This window comes from Paenibacillus sp. FSL M7-1046, from assembly GCF_038007405.1.
In the GTDB taxonomy this organism is placed as follows: Bacteria; Bacillota; Bacilli; order Paenibacillales; family Paenibacillaceae; genus Paenibacillus_AQ.
This window is the reverse complement of record NZ_JBBOXB010000001.1, coordinates 7,378,872-7,396,758: the sequence shown is the minus strand read 5'-3', so window position 1 is coordinate 7,396,758 and position 17,887 is coordinate 7,378,872. Positions and strand designations below refer to the sequence as shown.

Annotated in this window: 21 protein-coding genes; 15 read left to right on the top strand and 6 right to left on the bottom strand. The window is 42.4% G+C overall.

What is annotated here, in order from left to right:
• Positions 1-9 precede the first annotated feature (9 nt).
• The 11 genes from NYE29_RS33250 to NYE29_RS33205 all read left to right on the top strand — a co-directional run bounded on the left by NYE29_RS33250 (position 10) and on the right by NYE29_RS33205 (position 8,622).
• Positions 10-576: a hypothetical protein gene (locus tag NYE29_RS33250; protein WP_340899369.1), complete on the top strand. Its 567-nt coding sequence runs from the start codon at positions 10-12 to the stop codon at positions 574-576.
• A gap of 530 nt (positions 577-1,106) precedes the next feature.
• A complete protein-coding gene (locus NYE29_RS33245) occupies positions 1,107-1,382 on the top strand; it encodes an Imm8 family immunity protein (RefSeq protein ID WP_340899368.1) in 276 nt (91 codons plus the stop codon).
• A gap of 649 nt (positions 1,383-2,031) precedes the next feature.
• Positions 2,032-2,142, top strand: a complete 111-nt coding sequence (locus NYE29_RS34700; protein ID WP_445322230.1) for a ribonuclease domain-containing protein — start codon at positions 2,032-2,034, stop codon at positions 2,140-2,142.
• Positions 2,143-2,161: 19 nt separating this feature from the next.
• The gene (locus NYE29_RS33240) at positions 2,162-2,668 is read left to right on the top strand and encodes a barstar family protein (RefSeq protein WP_340899367.1); all 507 of its coding nucleotides are present in this window, start codon (positions 2,162-2,164) and stop codon (positions 2,666-2,668) included.
• Positions 2,669-3,595: 927 nt separating this feature from the next.
• Complete coding sequence (locus NYE29_RS33235; protein WP_340899365.1) at positions 3,596-4,138, top strand: hypothetical protein; 543 nt, start codon at positions 3,596-3,598, stop codon at positions 4,136-4,138.
• A 210-nt stretch (positions 4,139-4,348) separates the two neighbouring features.
• A complete protein-coding gene (locus NYE29_RS33230; protein ID WP_340899363.1) occupies positions 4,349-5,212 on the top strand; it encodes a hypothetical protein in 864 nt (287 codons plus the stop codon).
• Positions 5,205-5,507 (top strand): hypothetical protein, encoded by a 303-nt coding sequence (locus tag NYE29_RS33225; protein WP_340899362.1) that lies wholly within the window; start codon positions 5,205-5,207, stop codon positions 5,505-5,507. The genes NYE29_RS33230 and NYE29_RS33225 overlap by 8 nt, the downstream gene beginning before the upstream one ends.
• 250 nt (positions 5,508-5,757) lie before the next feature.
• Positions 5,758-6,672, top strand: coding sequence for a class I SAM-dependent methyltransferase (locus NYE29_RS33220; protein ID WP_076113108.1), 915 nt, complete (start codon positions 5,758-5,760; stop codon positions 6,670-6,672).
• 179 nt (positions 6,673-6,851) lie between these two features.
• Entirely contained in the window at positions 6,852-7,505 is a 654-nt protein-coding gene (locus tag NYE29_RS33215) for a TetR/AcrR family transcriptional regulator (RefSeq protein WP_340899361.1), read from the top strand.
• Between the two features lie 24 nt (positions 7,506-7,529).
• Entirely contained in the window at positions 7,530-7,898 is a 369-nt protein-coding gene (locus NYE29_RS33210) for a DUF4180 domain-containing protein (protein ID WP_340899360.1), read from the top strand.
• A gap of 64 nt (positions 7,899-7,962) precedes the next feature.
• A complete protein-coding gene (locus NYE29_RS33205; RefSeq protein ID WP_340899876.1) occupies positions 7,963-8,622 on the top strand; it encodes a formylglycine-generating enzyme family protein in 660 nt (219 codons plus the stop codon).
• 95 nt (positions 8,623-8,717) lie between these two features.
• Here the strand turns inward: NYE29_RS33205 and NYE29_RS33200 are convergent, their stop codons facing one another.
• Positions 8,718-9,635, bottom strand: a complete 918-nt coding sequence (locus NYE29_RS33200; protein WP_340899356.1) for a stalk domain-containing protein — start codon at positions 9,633-9,635, stop codon at positions 8,718-8,720.
• A 152-nt stretch (positions 9,636-9,787) separates the two neighbouring features.
• Positions 9,788-10,162 carry a VOC family protein gene (locus tag NYE29_RS33195; RefSeq protein ID WP_340899355.1) on the bottom strand — a complete coding sequence of 125 codons (375 nt, stop codon included), beginning with the start codon at positions 10,160-10,162 and terminating at the stop codon, positions 9,788-9,790.
• Positions 10,163-10,391: 229 nt separating this feature from the next.
• Here NYE29_RS33195 and NYE29_RS33190 point away from each other — a divergent pair, with 229 nt between their 5' ends.
• Both NYE29_RS33190 and NYE29_RS33185 read left to right on the top strand, forming a co-directional pair.
• Complete coding sequence (locus NYE29_RS33190) at positions 10,392-11,156, top strand: hypothetical protein (protein ID WP_340899353.1); 765 nt, start codon at positions 10,392-10,394, stop codon at positions 11,154-11,156.
• A gap of 131 nt (positions 11,157-11,287) precedes the next feature.
• The gene (locus NYE29_RS33185) at positions 11,288-11,923 is read left to right on the top strand and encodes a hypothetical protein (RefSeq protein WP_038589222.1); all 636 of its coding nucleotides are present in this window, start codon (positions 11,288-11,290) and stop codon (positions 11,921-11,923) included.
• Positions 11,924-12,009: 86 nt separating this feature from the next.
• On the opposite strand, the gene NYE29_RS33180 is transcribed toward NYE29_RS33185, so the two are convergent.
• Positions 12,010-12,543 carry a hypothetical protein gene (locus tag NYE29_RS33180; RefSeq protein WP_340899351.1) on the bottom strand — a complete coding sequence of 178 codons (534 nt, stop codon included), beginning with the start codon at positions 12,541-12,543 and terminating at the stop codon, positions 12,010-12,012.
• A 190-nt stretch (positions 12,544-12,733) separates the two neighbouring features.
• Between NYE29_RS33180 and NYE29_RS33175 the strand changes: the two genes are divergently transcribed.
• Positions 12,734-13,447 carry a glycosyltransferase family 2 protein gene (locus NYE29_RS33175; RefSeq protein ID WP_340899349.1) on the top strand — a complete coding sequence of 238 codons (714 nt, stop codon included), beginning with the start codon at positions 12,734-12,736 and terminating at the stop codon, positions 13,445-13,447.
• Between the two features lie 66 nt (positions 13,448-13,513).
• Here NYE29_RS33175 and NYE29_RS33170 read toward each other — a convergent pair whose 3' ends face one another.
• Both NYE29_RS33170 and NYE29_RS33165 read right to left on the bottom strand, forming a co-directional pair.
• On the bottom strand, positions 13,514-14,236 hold the full coding sequence (locus NYE29_RS33170; protein ID WP_340899348.1) for a class I SAM-dependent methyltransferase: 723 nt from the start codon (positions 14,234-14,236) through the stop codon (positions 13,514-13,516).
• A 20-nt stretch (positions 14,237-14,256) separates the two neighbouring features.
• On the bottom strand, positions 14,257-14,907 hold the full coding sequence (locus NYE29_RS33165) for a Vat family streptogramin A O-acetyltransferase (RefSeq protein ID WP_340899347.1): 651 nt from the start codon (positions 14,905-14,907) through the stop codon (positions 14,257-14,259).
• A gap of 249 nt (positions 14,908-15,156) precedes the next feature.
• Here NYE29_RS33165 and NYE29_RS33160 point away from each other — a divergent pair, with 249 nt between their 5' ends.
• Positions 15,157-16,107 (top strand): alpha/beta hydrolase, encoded by a 951-nt coding sequence (locus NYE29_RS33160; protein ID WP_340899346.1) that lies wholly within the window; start codon positions 15,157-15,159, stop codon positions 16,105-16,107.
• 88 nt (positions 16,108-16,195) lie between these two features.
• On the opposite strand, the gene NYE29_RS33155 is transcribed toward NYE29_RS33160, so the two are convergent.
• Entirely contained in the window at positions 16,196-17,887 is a 1,692-nt protein-coding gene (locus NYE29_RS33155) for a M3 family oligoendopeptidase (RefSeq protein WP_340899344.1), read from the bottom strand.

Sequence of the window (17,887 nt, the reverse complement as noted above, 5' to 3'; positions counted from 1 at the left end):
ATTGAATGAATGAAATTAACAAAAATAAAAAAAATTAAATCGTTAATTAAATCGGTATTGATAGCCATCATTTCAATTAGTCTATTATTAGGTGGTTGTAAATTTTTACTAGGGACTCTCCTGTGGTCAACTTGGGAGTACAAAGTAAAAGATTTTGATACCTATAAAAGCGATTTCCAGACTATAGCGGATTTGGCTTATCGTGAGTTTAGCAAGGGTCAAATGATGCGCTCTTATATATTTGTAAATGAGAATCCTGATGGAACAGTCAATTTAAGTTATGAAAGTGTCAACAGTGAAGATATCGTTGAAGTACCGATGAGCCAAAAAGAGAAAAGATCTCTGGAGAAAATTGTGGCAAAAGCTTTTCGTCAAGGTGATATGGCTTATTTATCTGTTATCAGAGTTTATAAAGACCAAGTAGAATTTGAAATCGAAAATGGTCAGTATTCATTGATATACAGAAAAGATGAACATAAGCCTAAATTTTTAAACAAGTTATCTTATACAAAAGGGTACTTTAAGTTAAAGAAGATATCAGATCACTGGTATCATGCAAAGTTCGTAGAAGATTAAAGAGGAATTTGAACAACGTCGACTTTTGATAAGTGTGCAATATAAAGTTGTAGAGAATATGTATTAGTCCAGTTATCAAAACATAGTATACTGTTTGATTTAAAAATAATAAACGAATAGAAAGAACCTAAAAGAATCTGCATTGACTAATAAAAGTCATCGCAGATTCTACTATGACGAGTCGATATAAACAAAGACTTTGACCTTGGGGGCTGCAATCCTCAAGGTCTTTCTTTTATCCCCACCCAGAGCTGAGTGAGTCGGGCGGCAGAACCAGAGTGAAGTTAACCCTCATTACCTCAGTATGATATATCCCTGATATGACTGTACGCACACATATAATCTATGACCATTGTTGTGGCGGCTATTCTACAGGCGTTGCCAAAAATGGGTATACAACATATATTAGCAAAGATGGAAACTTTGTTGCTAGATATGGCTATAAGAAAGATGGATCACTAGAATTGAAGAAAATAATATTGGTGGAAATTTCCACATAAAAGTTAAATGATTTGAAAGGTGGAATTCGTGTGATAATACCTGTGCTTAAAGGTATTGATTTTGCTGGAAACCCAGAAAAGCAGACTGATTTTAATGTGAGAGTAACAGCTTATGTTTCAGAAGAAAATGATAAGGGTGCGGACTGCTTTCATTTCCAAGTGATTTCACCAGAATATCTGGCGAAATTTTTAAGTGGAAATAATCTTTTTAATGGAAGGGAAACATTCATTGTTAATAAATTTGACCTAGCTTTGTTGGAACTAGAAGTAAATAAGATTTTAAAGGATTGTATCCGTCCTACTTAGGATGAAGTGGGGAAGGCTATTAACCGACATTTGAGATGGGAATACGATAACATTCAATACTTGTCGAGTGAGGAGGAACAAACAAGGGTAGACCTAGATTAATGACAAGGACTTAAACTGTATCAGGCTACCTAGGCTTAATATTTTTTATATATTTAGATGACTTATGGTAGCCGAAATAATAAGCGATATTTAAAGACCTTGAGGGACGAAATTCTCAAGGCCTTCTTTTTACTCCCCACCCAGTGCCGAATGAATAGGGCGGCAGTCTCAAATGGAAGTTTACTCTCATTAGATTCATATGAAATTCCTCTAAATATGAATGTACATACTCGTTCAAGTATTGACGATTATACCCTAACTATACAAGTTACTCCTTACATATGATCCCCAAAATCATCATGACTTGAGAAAAGTAATAAAAGCAATATGGCAATAAATAATTGACTTGAACATCGCGATTACGTGAGATAAGAGTCTTAATTGGGCAGATCTGTAGTGAAATCAAAGGTAAGCAGTTTAAGAGGATAGCTTTAGATGCTTCCCCCAATTAGACCTCATTTGAGTGTGGAAAGCTCAATGTGTTTTTTTTGTTTTTGTAGAAGGTATTTCTCAATATATACTTTTCAATTCATAATTATGTAAAGCAATTGAATGTTTTTTATGGAACAATAGAGGAGCAGAGCGGCTCGTGACAGGTGATGACGGCACAGTATACTATACAAATGATCATTATAAAGCATTTGTTAAAATTAAGTAGGGACGAGGTCATTGAGTATATGATTGATAACAATTTAGATGTGACTTTAGGTCAACCTCACTTCTACATTAAAACAGGAGACCCATCAGATTTTACAAACTTACTATGGGATTGTACAAAGGTTAATAATAAAAAATTAATAGCCAAACTGGTGCGGGGAACAAAATGTACTACGGTTGAAAAACTATTTGATGAGTTTTCTGCAGTGTTTCAGTTTCCTTGGTACTTCGGAGAGAATTGGGATGCTTTTGAAGAGTGTATAAACGATCTTAGTTGGTTAAATGCTGAGGCTTATGTATTATTCATTAGTAATTCAGAGGCTCTTTTAGAGTTAACCAATGAAAATCTAGATACATTCTTAAATATATTGAAGAATACAACTTATGAATGGGAAAAGGGAAGGGACTTCGGAGCTATGAAGACATCTCCAACACCGTTTAAGATTATATTTCATAGTACAGGAAGTAAAGAACGAAAGGTTATAGATAGATTTCAGGATATAGGGATTGATTTAGAAATAATGTGATAAACGTGAGGCCTTGGGAAATTTATCCTAAGGTCTTTTCATACTTTTGCCACACAGTGCCGATTGAATCGGGCGGTAAGTCCTGAAGGGACTTAATCCTCATCATTTTCGTATGAAATTCCCTTAATATGCCTGTACGCACATGCAAATATTAGAAATAATAATCTTTTATCATAATCCTCTAACCGCTTTACCTAAACGGGTGGCAAGGTAATGATACAATGGTGGTAGCTTTTAACAAGGCTGTTATTGGTAGTTTTTTGTTAAGCACGATCCTGCTACAGATCGTGTATTGATTGGTCACATTAAAGACCGTGAGATAAGAACATTTTAAATTGATGATGTTCGTGATGCAGACGCATGTGTTATTGAATTGGTGGGGAGTGGATCAAGAAGATCCTGCTTATAATGAATTACCAGTTCTACTAAAAAAATGGATTATTACATCTTGATGGGCCACCTGAATATGTTATGGATGAAAAATACAATCCACTGATAATTTAAGCATTAAAAAACACAAACACTTCCATCAATAGCATGTAAGCTGATGTTGAGCATTTTGCAAATCTGTTCCATGGTCTTAAAATATGCGGCATTGACTTTATCAGAGCAGAGATGAGTGTTTGGTCTGACATTCATGAGTCAGGCTAGCTCCCTCTGTGAGATTCCTTTGCGACTAGAATTTCTTTTAAGCTAAGTCGTACTGACATAATAGGATTCTCCTTATTGTTGTAATACAAAGTAGTCACGGCTTATACCATAACATTGTGGGTGAAAGCAAGTGTAAGGAAATTACCAGGACTATATTTGCGCAGATATGATTAATGACCTCTATTTATAAACAGAGATTATTCGAGGAATTACAATAAAGTAATCGCAAGTGGTTGCTAAACCAAATAAAGGGCGGAAAGTATGAGATATTTATCAATGATTGTGGTTTTGATTATAATTTTAGTTTTAATCACAGCATGCGGAACAGAGAAAGGCAATATTTCACGTATAGCAACTCCAGATACAAATATCGCTAGTTCTTCCTCTGCTATTCCCGATAAATCCAATTCTGAACTAATAGAAAAATTAATGGGAAAGTGGAAAATTGACCGTATTTATGCATATGGAGTGGGTGGTTCGAAAAATGATGCGCAAGATATCAAAGAGTTAATTGGAACAGAAATTGTTTTCACTTCAAGTTCCATTAAATTTGGTGATGAAGCTGAAGAGAAGCCTGTTTTCTATAAGCTGAGCAAAAGTTCAGATGAAAGCTTTTTATCTGATATTGATTGGATAGAAGAAAGTACCATGAGCACAGATTTAAACCCTCAAACCCTTAAGGAAATAAGCCTATATGAAGATAATCAATATGTGAACTTTTATTATGGTGATGGTAATATTACTTATTACACTGATAAGGGAGAACTTATATTGGACCAAGAGGGAGACTTGTTTTTATTAGAAAAATGGGAAAATTGATCATGTGTCGAATTATATTAAGTGAGAACAAGAATTTATTCAATGAATCTTTAGTCAGAATCCCTTGACTGTGAATAGAGCCTTAGCAGTCTATTGCACCAAATTCAAAACAAAGCAGTAGGCGTAGGACGAAATGTTTCAGTACATTGAATTTTTTTTATAGCCACAAATGAATTCAGGGTGCTGTTCTGTTCGATTGGGAGGGGAAGTATGGTGAAGATAGCTATAAACTTTGACCGACAACTGGATGAAGAGACCTATCATTTAGTGGAAGGCCTTGCGAAAACAAGAAGAATGAAAAGAGATGTCAAGATACTTTCTAGTATGGTTCCGGGTAAAGATATGGGGGTTGACGGCGAATTTTATTATAATCCATTAGATTTTCCAGAGTCTGGACAGAGGGTAGATCTATCCATTGTTGATTATAACACTCCGCCCAGTTGCCAACCGGACCTCTGGTTGCACTGGAAACCAACCAAAGATCGTAAGCAAATCATGTGGAACTCCAGTGAACAAACGGTTAATATTGTGGAATGGCTGGTTTATTTGGTTCAAAAGGTCTTTGGGCCAAAAGGTTACTGCTTGAGTGGAGATGCACAAGTAACCGGGTCTAAAAGGATCAGGATAGAGAACAATGAGATATTTGTGAACGACAGAGCTATAAACGCCATGGGAATTTTGATGAACATTATGATGTCAAATATGAGGCTGGATTTGAATACATCAGTTTTACCTGGACGAATACTTAAGATGGAGATGTCTCCTGGTGGGAAATGGGCTATCGAGGTCGAAGACACCCGTTCCGAAGTGAGGACTGTATTGTCTTTAGTTGAGAATGAGATTACTTTGGTACAGCAGTGCAATGATGTTTTATTCAGTTATTCTGGCCATCTCCAATTAGATAGTGAGGCTATTGAAATTCTTTGGAGTGATGACGGCATGAGATCCGCGGTTTTCCTGAACGGTGTTCTTGTGACTGTATATGACTTGGCAAACCAAAGAATGATCAACTCCACGTTGAACGAAGGTGACCTGATTCCAGTTCCTGCAAAGTGGGGTGGATTCTATGAGTGATGAAATTCAATTGGAAAAGGAAATATCAACTCTCATATTAAATATTCTTCTGTATATAAGAACGAATAGGGAGTTGCCGGATGAAAGTATAAGAGAACTACTGGGTTTTTTAGAGGCACTAAGAAAATTCACTAAAGGAAGACATGAAATATCTAAACCTTTGGCGTATCAATTGTTCTACCTTTACACAACAGGTGTAAGTCAAGCTGCTCATAACAAGGATCCAGATAGTACTATACTTACGGAGTTATACATGGGCATTGTTGCCGTATTTAGTGATGCTCTTTATCAATAATCAAATTTGCTAGATAGATTAAACTTAAAAACTTGAGAGAAGGGAAAGGAGCAGTGCGATGGGAACATCTTTCGCAAAGTCTGAAGAGAAATTAATTGCACAATACCATCGGCTGAAGTAATGGTGATCAGATTTATCATTGACAAAATATTTATTTTATGCTATAATTTACATATCTGAATTTAACGTTTATAATAAGATTCTCCTGGCCAGGGGGAGTCTTATTTTTGTTTATGCGGAGGATGATTGTATGAAGACAAATGAGTCCAGTTTAACTTCCTTAATCTCAGCATTTGGTCGAGCCTATCATAGTAAATATGACGCACCCAAAATTTTCGATGATTTTATAGCTAAAGATTTAATTACGGCAAAAGAATTTACAGACATCAGCGAGAATATGATCCAAGGCATATCCTTTTTTAACCAAGAGATTGCTCAAAAATATCAAGAAGACCCGGATGAAATTTTAAAATGGATTACACAAGTCCAGCTTTCTCCAACGCCTTTGGCACGGGCTGCCTATTGTGAACATGTATTCCTGAATGAAGCGATGCTCGGACTAAAGCAGTACGTTATCCTTGGAGCCGGGCTAGATACTTTTTGTTTCAGGCATCCGGAATTGGAGAACAGCGTGGGAATTTTCGAGGTTGATCATCCGGCTACACAGGAATTGAAGAAGAACAGGTTGGATGAGGCTAATTTAACAATCCCGAGAAATCTTCATTTTGTTCCTATGGACTTTACCAAACAGTTTTCTTATCAGCATCTGATAGAGGCGGGATTTGACAGCACAAAAACGTTCTTTAGCCTGTTGGGAGTTTCTTATTATTTAACGAAAGAAGAAATTTCGAACTTGATCCATCATTTATTTGCTAACGTCCCGTCAGGCAGCTCAATAGTCCTTGATTATGCAGACGACAGACTGTTTGAGGAAAAAGGGATGTCTAATAGAGTTGATAATATGGTGAAAATGGCTTCAGCCGGGGGAGAACCGATGAAATCAGGCTTCACGTATTCGGAAATCGAGAAGCTGCTGGAGAGCGCAGGCTTACTAATCTACGAGCATCTATCACCGGCTGAGATCAATGACCGTTTCTTCAGTCACCGGACGGATTATTTGTCTGCTTTTGAGACGATTCATTATCTCCATGCGATAAAAAAATAATCGATCAATGACCGCAGGCTTAGGAAAGAGACCGCATTCCTTGAGATTGCGGTCTCTTTCTATTTGTCCAGCTGAATATTTAACTCATGATACCCCAGGATTTGACAAAATGCTAAATCATTAAGTACAATTTATTTATTCCGACTGTTCAGTATAAATAAAACAAGCAAGGAGAACATATGCCCAAACTAGGAATGGAACCCACTCGCCGGGCTGAGGTTATCAACGCCACGTTAACCTGTATCAGCATTTATGGAATGGATGGCATGACTCTGGATAAGGTTGCCGAGCTTGCAGACTGCTCAAAGGGAGTGGTCACCTATTATTTTAAGAACAAGGATAACCTGACGATCGAAGCGTTTAAGTCGTTTTTGGCCTATTATGGCCTAAAGATTGAAGCGGAAATTGCAAACACCATGACAGCCGGGGATATGCTCGACGTTACACTGAAGCATATCTTACCGCCAGCACGTAATGACACGGGAGAGCAGATTAATGTATCGCAGCTGGATGGAATTGAAAAGATGCATATTCCTTATTCAGCTCAAGGCAGGCTGTTTATTCAGTTTTTTTCGAAAGCTGTCTTGGACCGTAATTTACAGGAAGTTGTGTCCAGCAGTTATCTGGCTGATGTCCATGGCATCGCAAAGATCTTTGATTACGGCAACAAGGCGGGACAAATGACTGTAGAGGATGCGCAAAGCGCTGCCTATGGGCTGCTGGCTATGGTAGTAGGACTAAGCTTCTTCAGAGTAGCGGACATACCGCCAAGCCGCAGCGAAGACAACCGGTACATTTGCGAGGATTATGTCAGAAGGTTCACCAAGCATTGAATATGCAATATTAGGAGGACAATTATGAATGTAGCGAAGGTAGAAGCAGGTGGAGTAGATATTGCTGTTGTGAGCAGCAGCGAGGTATTAATTGGGGATGTGCAGTCAGCGCTGGATTTTATAGCTACCGTACGATATGAAACGGACTGTGACCGTATTGTTCTGAACCAATCCAATGTAAGCGACAGCTTTTTCGACTTGAAAACACGCCTGGCTGGCGAGGTCCTGCAGAAGTTCATTAATTATCAAGTGAAGCTTGCGCTGGTTGGTGATTTTTCTATATATACCAGTCAAAGCCTTAAAGATTTCATCTATGAATGTAACCGTGGGAATGACTTCTTATTCATGCCAACCGAACAACAAGCGATTGAAAAGTTAAGCATGCTGAAGTGAAAATAGACCGGGAGGGAGAGGGACTCAGTTGTCAAAAGCGCAGCACAATCATACCGGTTTTCCTATGGTGGAAATTCCTGCAGGAGAAATTACATTAAGGGATGATCGGATAAAGACCTCATGGGCTGTAGAGGTGAAATCATTTTGGCTTGCGCCGGTTCCTGTTACGAAAGAGCTATATGTCTCGATATTGCCGGGTGCATCCGGACCTATTGACGATCTTCAGATTGCCGATCTTCAGACTCCGGTAGTGAATGTCTCCTGGCATGATGCGATCCTCTTTTGTAATTTGCTGTCTCAGCATGCAGGTCTAAAAGAATGTTACTCGGTTAGTAATGACGGCGAGAGTGTTGTCTGTAACTGGGGAGCAACTGGGTACCGTCTGCCTACAGAAGCGGAATGGCAGTATGCATGTAAAGCAGGAACTTCCGGGTATCAATACGGTGAGCTTGATGAGGTTGCCTGGTATGAAGGGAATTCAGAAGGGAGGGTCCGTGAGGTAGGCGGGAAAAAGCCGAATGCATGGGGGCTCCATGATATGTTGGGAAATGTGTGGGAGTGGTGCTGGGATCAATATGATGCGAAAATATACGGTTCCTACAGGGTGTTCCGTGGTGGGAGCTGGGCGGAAGAAGCCAGAGGTTGTGGAGCAACCTGCCGCCGCCGCAGTCACCCTACATTTTCCATTGACGATCTCGGATTTCGTGTTGCCAGATCCCAATAAAAAGGCGGGAACCCCCCTAGAAATACATCGGATCAACCATAGTGTCTCCAATTATTTGCTAGAGGGGATCCCCGCTCAATGGATTATAATGCAAATTACATATTGACGGCTTTGAGGTACAACGTGTTGGTCTTCTTGTCTAGTTCAAATTCCATAAAGACACTGAAACTAGAGATGAAGAATCCGGGCAAGTCAACTTCATAGGCCAAAGTAGTATAAGTAGCCCCTTTATCAGAGTATGTCTTGTCTAACGTTACACCGTCGATAGTTGCATTTTTTAGAATAGCTGCATATTTCGTAAGAATATCTTTTTCATTGACTTTGACAAAGGCTTGGACAGTTTTGGCGAAGTTTTCCTTCGCTCTTTTTTTGTAGCCCATGTCATAGTCATTTAAATCATCGATCACATATTTATCCACCAGGGCATCGTAATCGGCAGTTGAACCGGAGCTAACGGCCTTGCCGTAGGATTGGATAAATGCCAATCCTACGGATTTGTATTTGTCACCTGAGGCATTGAGATCATGATTCACAGGCAGTGTAATCAAACCAGCCGGTGTGCTGGCCGTCTGAGTTGCAGGAGCGCTGGCTGCCGGAGCGCTGGCTGCCGGAGCACTGGCTGCTGGAGCGCTGGCTGCTGGAGCACTGGCTGCTGGAGCACTCGCTGATGGTGTGCTAGGAGCAGCATCATTATAAGGGATACCGGCATTGGCGCCACCAGTGGTTGAAATGACAACGGTGTTGCTGCCGCTGTTCCAGAGGACTTCCGCATTCAGCGCTTCACCGACGGCTTTGGCGGGAAGATAAGTAGATCCGTTGTAGACCAGAGGGGAGATTTTGTTTCCGCTGGCATCTTTAGGAGTCCAGGAAGCTCCATCTACAGTAAACTTAATTGTGCTATTCAGGTAAGCTTTGACTAAAGAAATCCCGTCAGCAGCATAGACACCGGCAGCCCCGAACAACAATCCGCTTGCCAGAATGGTAGAAACGAATGCTTTTTTTGAAATATGCATAAATATTAAATCCTCCTAATTCATCGCTTGGTTTATTTTGACTATGTACTTTAAATGAGGTTTAATTTTCCTCTCTTTTTAATTTATAGTACCTTATTCTTATCGTCAACTTTAATGTTATTATCAAGGAAGAATAGAGAGAGTTTTGGAGCTTACACCATAAAACACCATCGAACGCCAAATTTGTCCACAAATTGGACCATACTTGGACTAAAGAATACCGGACCTATAGGCGTAATTGTGGTGCTTCCATCCTTCATGATCTGATAGGCCTCCCGCAGAACTTTTTCGTTATCAAAGGTAGCAACCAGCTCTAAGATAGAATCGGATGAATGTTCTTTGTTGCCGCCGTAGTCGCTGAACATAACCCTTTGGCCGAGAATATGCATTTCCGCGTGAATGACAAATTTCTGGGGCTCCTTGTCGGGAGCATACATGATGGAATCTGTAGTGGCGTTAAAAGCCTTTTGATAAAGTTCGATAGCTTTGCAGCAATCACCATTCAAATATAATTGTGGATTCAGCATACATTCTCTCCTTTAAGGGATTTATACTAAACGTGTAAAAGTTTGAAGAAAGCTGATGCCAGTTTACCCGCTGATAATAAGTTATATTTTACCACCCGTCAATGAATTAATTATCATTTTCTGATACCTGTGTTGCGGGGGGAATCGGCTATCGCCGAGCCATCCGTTTTGAGCTGACCCTGGAAATGTGGGATAATAAGTTACAATGATTGGAGAGGTGAGAATTTAGATGACCTATTCGTTCGCAATTGGACCTATAGAGCTGCAGGAATTTGACAGTGAAGATGAATTGATAAACAAATGCAAGGAATGGAATCTCTTGTCGAGTACAGCAACACGGGTGAAGACCTATCAGTACAAGAGAAACGGTATCACGCTGCCTTGTGAAATTGTGGGGTACGTCGATAGTATGACTGTAGTGATACAGTTTGAGAATAAGCAGCAGCACTGCATTCACCCTGCTTATTTAAAGGAGATGCAGACCTCCGGTTTTGGACAAAAATCAGCAGCAGCTGCTGAAGTTGAGGTGACAGAGGGAGCGGATGAAGCTGGCAATGAAGCGGTAAGTGAAGAAACCGTAATTGAACCAGCGGCAATCGAACCAACACCACTTCCGCCGGCTGCCGGTGTGAAGACAGAGGAAAAACCGCAGGAACCCTTGAAGAAACAGGAGAAAGCGAAAAAGAAAGCAGCGCTTGAACTGCCTGAAGAGAAACTGCAAATGTCCGCTACAGTCAAAGAGTTTACCACCGTGCCCAACCACTTTTCAGATAATGATGATGAAGTCATCATTTATGATGAGGTAGCTATAGAAGGCCACGAGCTGGAGCTCGGGGAAGTTTGGTCCAGCCACAGCGCCACATTGAAGAAACTTGAACTTGCGGTCGGGGATAAAGTTTCTTTTGAAGCAAAGGTGGTTGCCAAGAAGCTCACCCAGCATCCTGTAAAGTATAAGATCAACAACCCTTCGAAACTGAAGAAAATAACAGAATAAACAGGACCTTTAGCAGCAGGAGGACGGGGGCGCTTATAAGTGACAATTTTCAAAACACGCGTGCTCTTAATCGGTACCGATAGTCTCCCAAGCTGCTGAATGGTATGATAGGAAGTGGGGTGAATTGGACAATGAATAATGAGACAACGAATGAACCAACAAACGAGGAAGTAGAAGGCAATCAAGAGAATATGTCTGCCGAGAATTGGTCCGAGCTTCTGAACGCTGTTCATCATAACGGCCTCGTAGCTTTGAAAATGAGCTTTAATGAAGTGGAAGGACAAGTGTCGCAGCTGGAGGCTTACGGTGCGGTGTTTGTGTACCGTGTTAAGGATGCGTCGAACAATGACTATTTCTGCGGGTTTTTCCTTCGCGAGCTGATCGCAAGATTTCAGTCGGGTAATGATCCTGCAATCTGGATGGCTTCTTTCTTCCACGAGCTGATGAAGACTCCAGGAGGCAAGGATCTTCCCAAACCGCCTGCAAACGAGGAAGAAGCAAAAGCAGTCATCGACAACGTGTTGGTTCCGCAATGCATCGAAGCTATTCGTGAAGAATTTGCTCCTGAGCAAATTCACGCGGGGCTTGCCTTGAACCCGGAGCATGGCCCGGTCCTGGAAGCCGGATTCCCGGCCATTACTGATGGCCCTAACGTATGCGCGATTCCGCTTCATTTCTTGCTAACCCATTTGCAGCTGAACCGTGATCCGTCCGAGCTGCTGATTACAGGCATGTACAATATCCGTAAAGAGCATGGATTGGACTAAAATGTGAAAAGCAAGAAACCATACAAAAGCAACCCTGCCACCAGGCGGGGTTGCTTTTGTAATTTGCAGTACACACTTCAGAGCGTTTAGCGGGACCGGGAAGCACGTAATTGCCGCAGCGGCAATTGGCTGACTATAAAATATAAGGTCAGTCCAATTAAGACTGCATAGTAAGGTATGAAGTAATACAAGCTGTATTCATTCACGTAGCTGGTCAGGAATAAAAAGTGCAGGCTTGTTAAGAACATGTAATCTCCAGTCATTCTTAGATGGTAATAAGGAAAGGCCATCAGGAAGAAGCTGAATACATAAAAGCATAATAGCAGAAAGGTGCTGAGCGTTCTGCGGATCAGGAAACTGACTAGCAATAAGAGCGATGTCACGATAATGATTAGGGAATACACGATCACCGGCTTTTCCAGCCCATCGTCATAATAATATAAATAGAGCGTTGTCGTATCTTTATTTTGATAGAGGATATTGGAGAAGTCATGTTCCAGCGAGACGGTGAGATTACCGTAATTATTGGAAGTAAGAAACGCATAAGCAAGGTAAGCGACTGTGAGCAGAACAATCAACAGATTGATCGGGTAAGGCCGTTTATCTTCTAACTCTGCCATAGGTAACATTATTCAGAGTCTCCCATCCATTTGTTTAATATATGTTGTGAATCAATGAATTCATATTACATATATTGGTATATCATTATAATCATTTTAGTGTAGCGAATAAAATCACAAACCATAAGCCCGAACCGCAGCTTGTTCCTGCTCATATGTTGAATGGACGACAGGAGAGGGGAGAACGGCCTTGGGAAAAGCAGCCGATCCATACGGCGTTTCAATCATCGTGTGCACCAACCGCCCGCAATTTTTTGATAATCTGTTAGGCAGCTTTAGAAGCCAGCAATACAAAACGAAAGAATTAATCATTATACTTAACAGAAACAGCATGAATCTGAAGCAGTATCAAAGTAAAATACGCGCTTATCCCAATATCTCGGTATATAAGGTACCCGAAAAAACTTCGCTCGGACAATGTCTAAACTGTGGGATTGCCAAAGCCCGTTTCCCGTTTATCGCCAAGTTTGATGATGATGATTACTACTCCCCGTACTATTTGAAGGAGCAGATGAATGCGCTCAAGCGTACCAAAAGTGATATCGTCGGAAAACATGCTTGTCTTGTGTATCTGTCAGGCACCAAACGGCTCATTATCAGATCGCCCAGAGAAAAGAATAAAGCTGCGGATTTTGTGCAGGGGGGAACGCTGCTGTTCAGCAGACAAGTGACGAGGCAGGTGCGTTTTTCGGATCGTTCGCTGGGGGAAGATGTTGCTTTTTTACGCAGATGCAGCGCCAAAGGGTATCGTACCTATGCCACATCCCCGTATAACTATGTCTATATGCGCAGAGAAAACAAGGGCAGCCACACGTGGAAAGTGGGAGACCGCTTTTATCTCAAAGGAAGTATACCTGTCGCCGTGACCGACAACTACCGGGCAATCGCAAAACGGAAAGTGTAGAAGTGGAGTTGAGGGGGGACAACCACAGGTGGTTAATCCCCATGCCTTTCACAAACAATAATGGCATCAGTATTCGGAGGCTTTTCTTGCCCGGATAAATAAAAATTGCGGTTTGCGCAGCAGCTTCTCATATGACTGAGGCAGCGCTTGTTTGAATTCTTCCGTCGGCATAGGCTCCAGCAGCTCTTCGAGTATAAAGCCAGCGTGAAGTACAGCGGACATAATCGCATTTAGAGGCCGTCTGTAGAACTGAACCTTCACTTTGACGTGATTGACATCCCAATCATCTTCCAGTAATTCAGTCAGGAAGTAATTCTCCCGTTGAAATACGGTATAATCCATAAACGGATGATGAACGGAAAAAACGAGGAACCCGCCCGGTTTCAGGATTCTGTGGAATTCACGCATAACGAGTGTCCAGTCTTTCAGATAATGCAGTGCCAACGAGGAAATCACCAGGTCAGTGGAGTCATCCCCGATAAAATCAAGGGGCTCATTCAGGTCCGCACAGACAAGTTTGGCCCGGTTGCCAACTCTTCTCCGGGTCATTTCGATCATTTTGGGGCTGAAATCGAGCGCGGTAACGGAAGCACCTTTGCCAAGCAGCCAATCACTATACCAGCCAGCCGCGCATCCTGCATCCACTACGCTTTTGCCCTCCACATCCGGCAGCAGGGATAAGGTAGCTGGCCGTTCATAGTAAGCATTATAAGGTTTTTTGTCCACATAGTTGAGATAGTATTCTGCCATTTCTTCATAAGAATCCAGCGAAACCGACTCCTTGTGCATTCTGATCCCCCTTTTCCCAATTAATCTTCCTGTAGCAGTCTTTGAAGTTCTTCTTCGTCACAGCCCGATACCAGCAGCTCTAAATGCTGAAAAAGCTTGTGCTCATCCCAGTTCCACCACTGCACTTTGGACAGCAGCCCGATCAGCTTATCACTGAAGCGTTTTCGAATTAAACGGGCTGGATTACCGCCGACAATGGAATAAGGCTCTACATTTTTTGTTACGGTTGAATTGGAAGCGATAATGGCACCGTCCCCAATCGTGATCCCCGGCATAATTGTAACCTGCTGGCCGATCCAGACATCATTGCCAATTACGGTATTTCCTTTAAAAGGCAGCTGGTCCAGCGTAGGTGTCACCTTTTCCCAGCCGCCGCCAAAAATATTAAAGGGATAGCTTGTTAGTCCATCCATGCGGTGATTGGCACCGTTCATAATGAACGTAACACCTTCTGCAATGGCGCAGAATTTGCCAATGATCAATTTGTCGCCCAAAAATTCATAATGGTGCAGAATGTGTTCGTAGAAATGCTCCGGGCTGTCGTTATTGTCACTGTAGTAGGTATAGTCACCGATTTCCACATTTGCCCTGGCTGGAAGATTGCGGATATAACATACAGTTTTAATATTCTCATTGGGGTAAAGCTTGTTTTTATCCGGCCCGACCATCATGGCTTTCACCTCGCGAGTAATATTTACGGAATATTGAAGCAGGGTAAGCGAAACTCCGCAGTCATTCTATTCTTACTATTTTATGGCAGTCCGTCAAGTTGGAGAGAAACTGAATCCCCTTTTCCGGGCAGCAGATCCGCAAATTGAAAGCGCTGTATATCACATTGTAGCTATATGATTTTATGATAGAGTTGATTAAATATGAATTGGTTCTACTTGAAATAGAAACCAGTTGAAACGGAGGATGGTATGAAGTGTTCCGGACAAAGTATCGGCATAACCTTCTTGTTACTGTTAATGATGTTTATCGGGGGATGTTCATCGGACAATAATCCCATAACTGCTCAGGCATCTTCACCCGCTTCAAAGGAGAAGGAGGGGACAAGTCCGCTGCAAAGCTCGGAAATTCAAAAGGTTTCTTTTCAGAGTGAATCGCTTGACCAAGAGATGAAGCTGAACGTGTATCTCCCGAAAGGCTACAGCCCGGAGCAGCGTTATCCTGTGCTGTATCTCATCCATGGCTATGGGGGCAATGAGACAGATCTGTTATCCGGCCTTGAAGTAGATCAGAACGCAGACCGCTTAATCGAAGCCGGGAAGATTGAGCCGTTGATCATGGTCTTTCCGCAGATGGACAATAGCTATGGACTTAATACATCACCGAACTATGCAGTTGACTATCCGGGAGATCCGATGACTACGTACAGCGGCATGTATGAAGATTACCTGTATAAGGATGTTGTAGGATATGTAGATCAGCATTTCAGCACCATAACAAGCCGGGATGGGCGCTTTATCGGAGGGGTGTCCATGGGCGGATTTATAAGCTTGCATACTACCTTTCTTCATACCGATCTGTTCAGCAAGGTGGGCGGCCACAGCCCGGCTTTGTTCCAGGACGATTGGTCCCAGGCAGGCGGCGAAAATGGTGTGAAACGGTTCCTCTATCCAACTGATGAAGACCGGCAAACCCGCGATCCGCTTATTTTTGCAGAGGATCTCGATCTGTCGGAGCTGGAGGTGTATCTGGATTGTGGAGATCAGGACCACTATAAGTTCTATGATGGAGCCGAACAGTTAACCAAGCTTCTGGAGAGCAAAAAAGTCTCCGTACAATATCACTTAGGCCAAGGGGCGCATGAAGCAGAGTACTGGAAGTCAAATCTCGATAATTATTTGTTGTTTTATGCCGGGAAGTAACAGGCCTTACTTTCTCATTGGATAAGCATGACAAAAAAGCAACTCCTCCTACCCGGCAGGAATTGCTTTTTGTGTTGCAGCTTATCGGTTACAGTGCTTTATCGTCAATGGAATTTAACCAGCCTTCAATCTCTCCGATGACGGAGCTGACACAACCATCCTTGAATGGTGAGATCAGACCGGCAAGCTGGACCAGCTGGACAAAAGATTGGCTTCCCCCGGCCTCACAGAGGCGCAAATAATCGCTCCAGGCAGATTTGAAATCTTCATTTGAACGTTTCCAGAACTGGAAAGCGCAGAGCTGGGCCAGCGTATAGTCGATATAATAGAACGGTGAGCGGAAGATATGTCCTTGCTTATGCCAGAACCCGCCTTGTTCCAGATAAGTGTTGCCGTCATAATCGCGGTGCGGCAAATATTTCTTCTCAATTTCCCGCCAAGCCTGCTTGCGCTCAAGCGGTGTGGCCTCTGGATTCTCATAGACAAAATGCTGGAATTCATCTACAGAAACACCGTAAGGAATGAACTCCAATCCGGATGCCAGATGGTTGAAGCGGTATTTGTCGGCATCCTGCTCGAAGAACAGGTCCATCCACGGCCAGGCAAAAAACTCCATGCTCATCGAGTGAATTTCCGCCGCTTCCGAAGTCGGGAACTCATATTCAGGTAACAGCATATTACGGCTTGAATAGACCTGGAAGGCATGGCCCACTTCATGGGTCAGCACATCAATATCTCCTGCTGTTCCGTTGAAATTGGAGAAAATGAACGGGGCCTGATACTGGCTCAGATAGGTACAGTATCCGCCGAATTGTTTCCCTTTTTTGCTTGTCAGATCCATAAGCTCGTTGTTCTTCATAAAAGTGAAAAATTCATCCGTTTCCGGAGAGAGCTCTTTATACATCTTTGCACCATTTGCCACAATCCACTCGGGATCGCCTTTGGGTTCAGCATTACCTGTATTGAAGTTAAAGCCTTCATCGTAATACTTCAGGGCATCCAGACCCAGACGCTCGGCTTGGCGCTGCTTCAGCTTCAGGGAGACGGGAACGATATGCTCCAGCACCTGCTTACGGAAATTGGCCACCATCCCGGCGTTATAGTCGGTACGCATCATCCGGTCATAACCGAGTTCTACAAAGCTGGCGTAACCCAGCTTCTTGGCTATGCGGGCACGAACCTTAACGAGTTCGTCGTAAATACGGTCGAATTCGGCTTCATGTGCGGCCATAAATTCATTTTTGGCCAGATAAGCACGTTTGCGCGTATCGCGGTCTGTTGCCGTTTCAAATGGTGTCAATTGGGACAAGGTGCATTCTTCCCCATCGAACTGGATCTTGGCGGAAGCGATCACCTGAGAGTATTCGGTGGAGAGCTTGTTCTCCAGCTGCAGATCCTCAATAATTTCCGGGCTGAAGATCCGGAGCGAAATTTCAGCCAGCTGGAGCAGCTGCGGGCTCCATTCCTTTTCAATTTCAGCTCTGAATTTGGAGTTTACGAGCGCTTTGTAGTATTCAGTTATGTATTCCTGGACAATGGGGCTGATCTCATCTACGTAATCCTGTTCTGCCTTGTAGAATTCATCCTCAGTGTTGATGGAATGCCGGATGTAGACGAGGCTTGTCATGGTTTCAAAAGAACTGCGGAGTTTGTTCAGCGCAAGGATTGCTGCCTTTTGTTCCTCCCAGTTATCCGCTTCGAGACCTTTTAGCAGCGCCGTGAACTCCAGCTTAAACTTGTTTGCGTCGGGGCGTTCATAAGGGTATTCTGTAAATTTCAT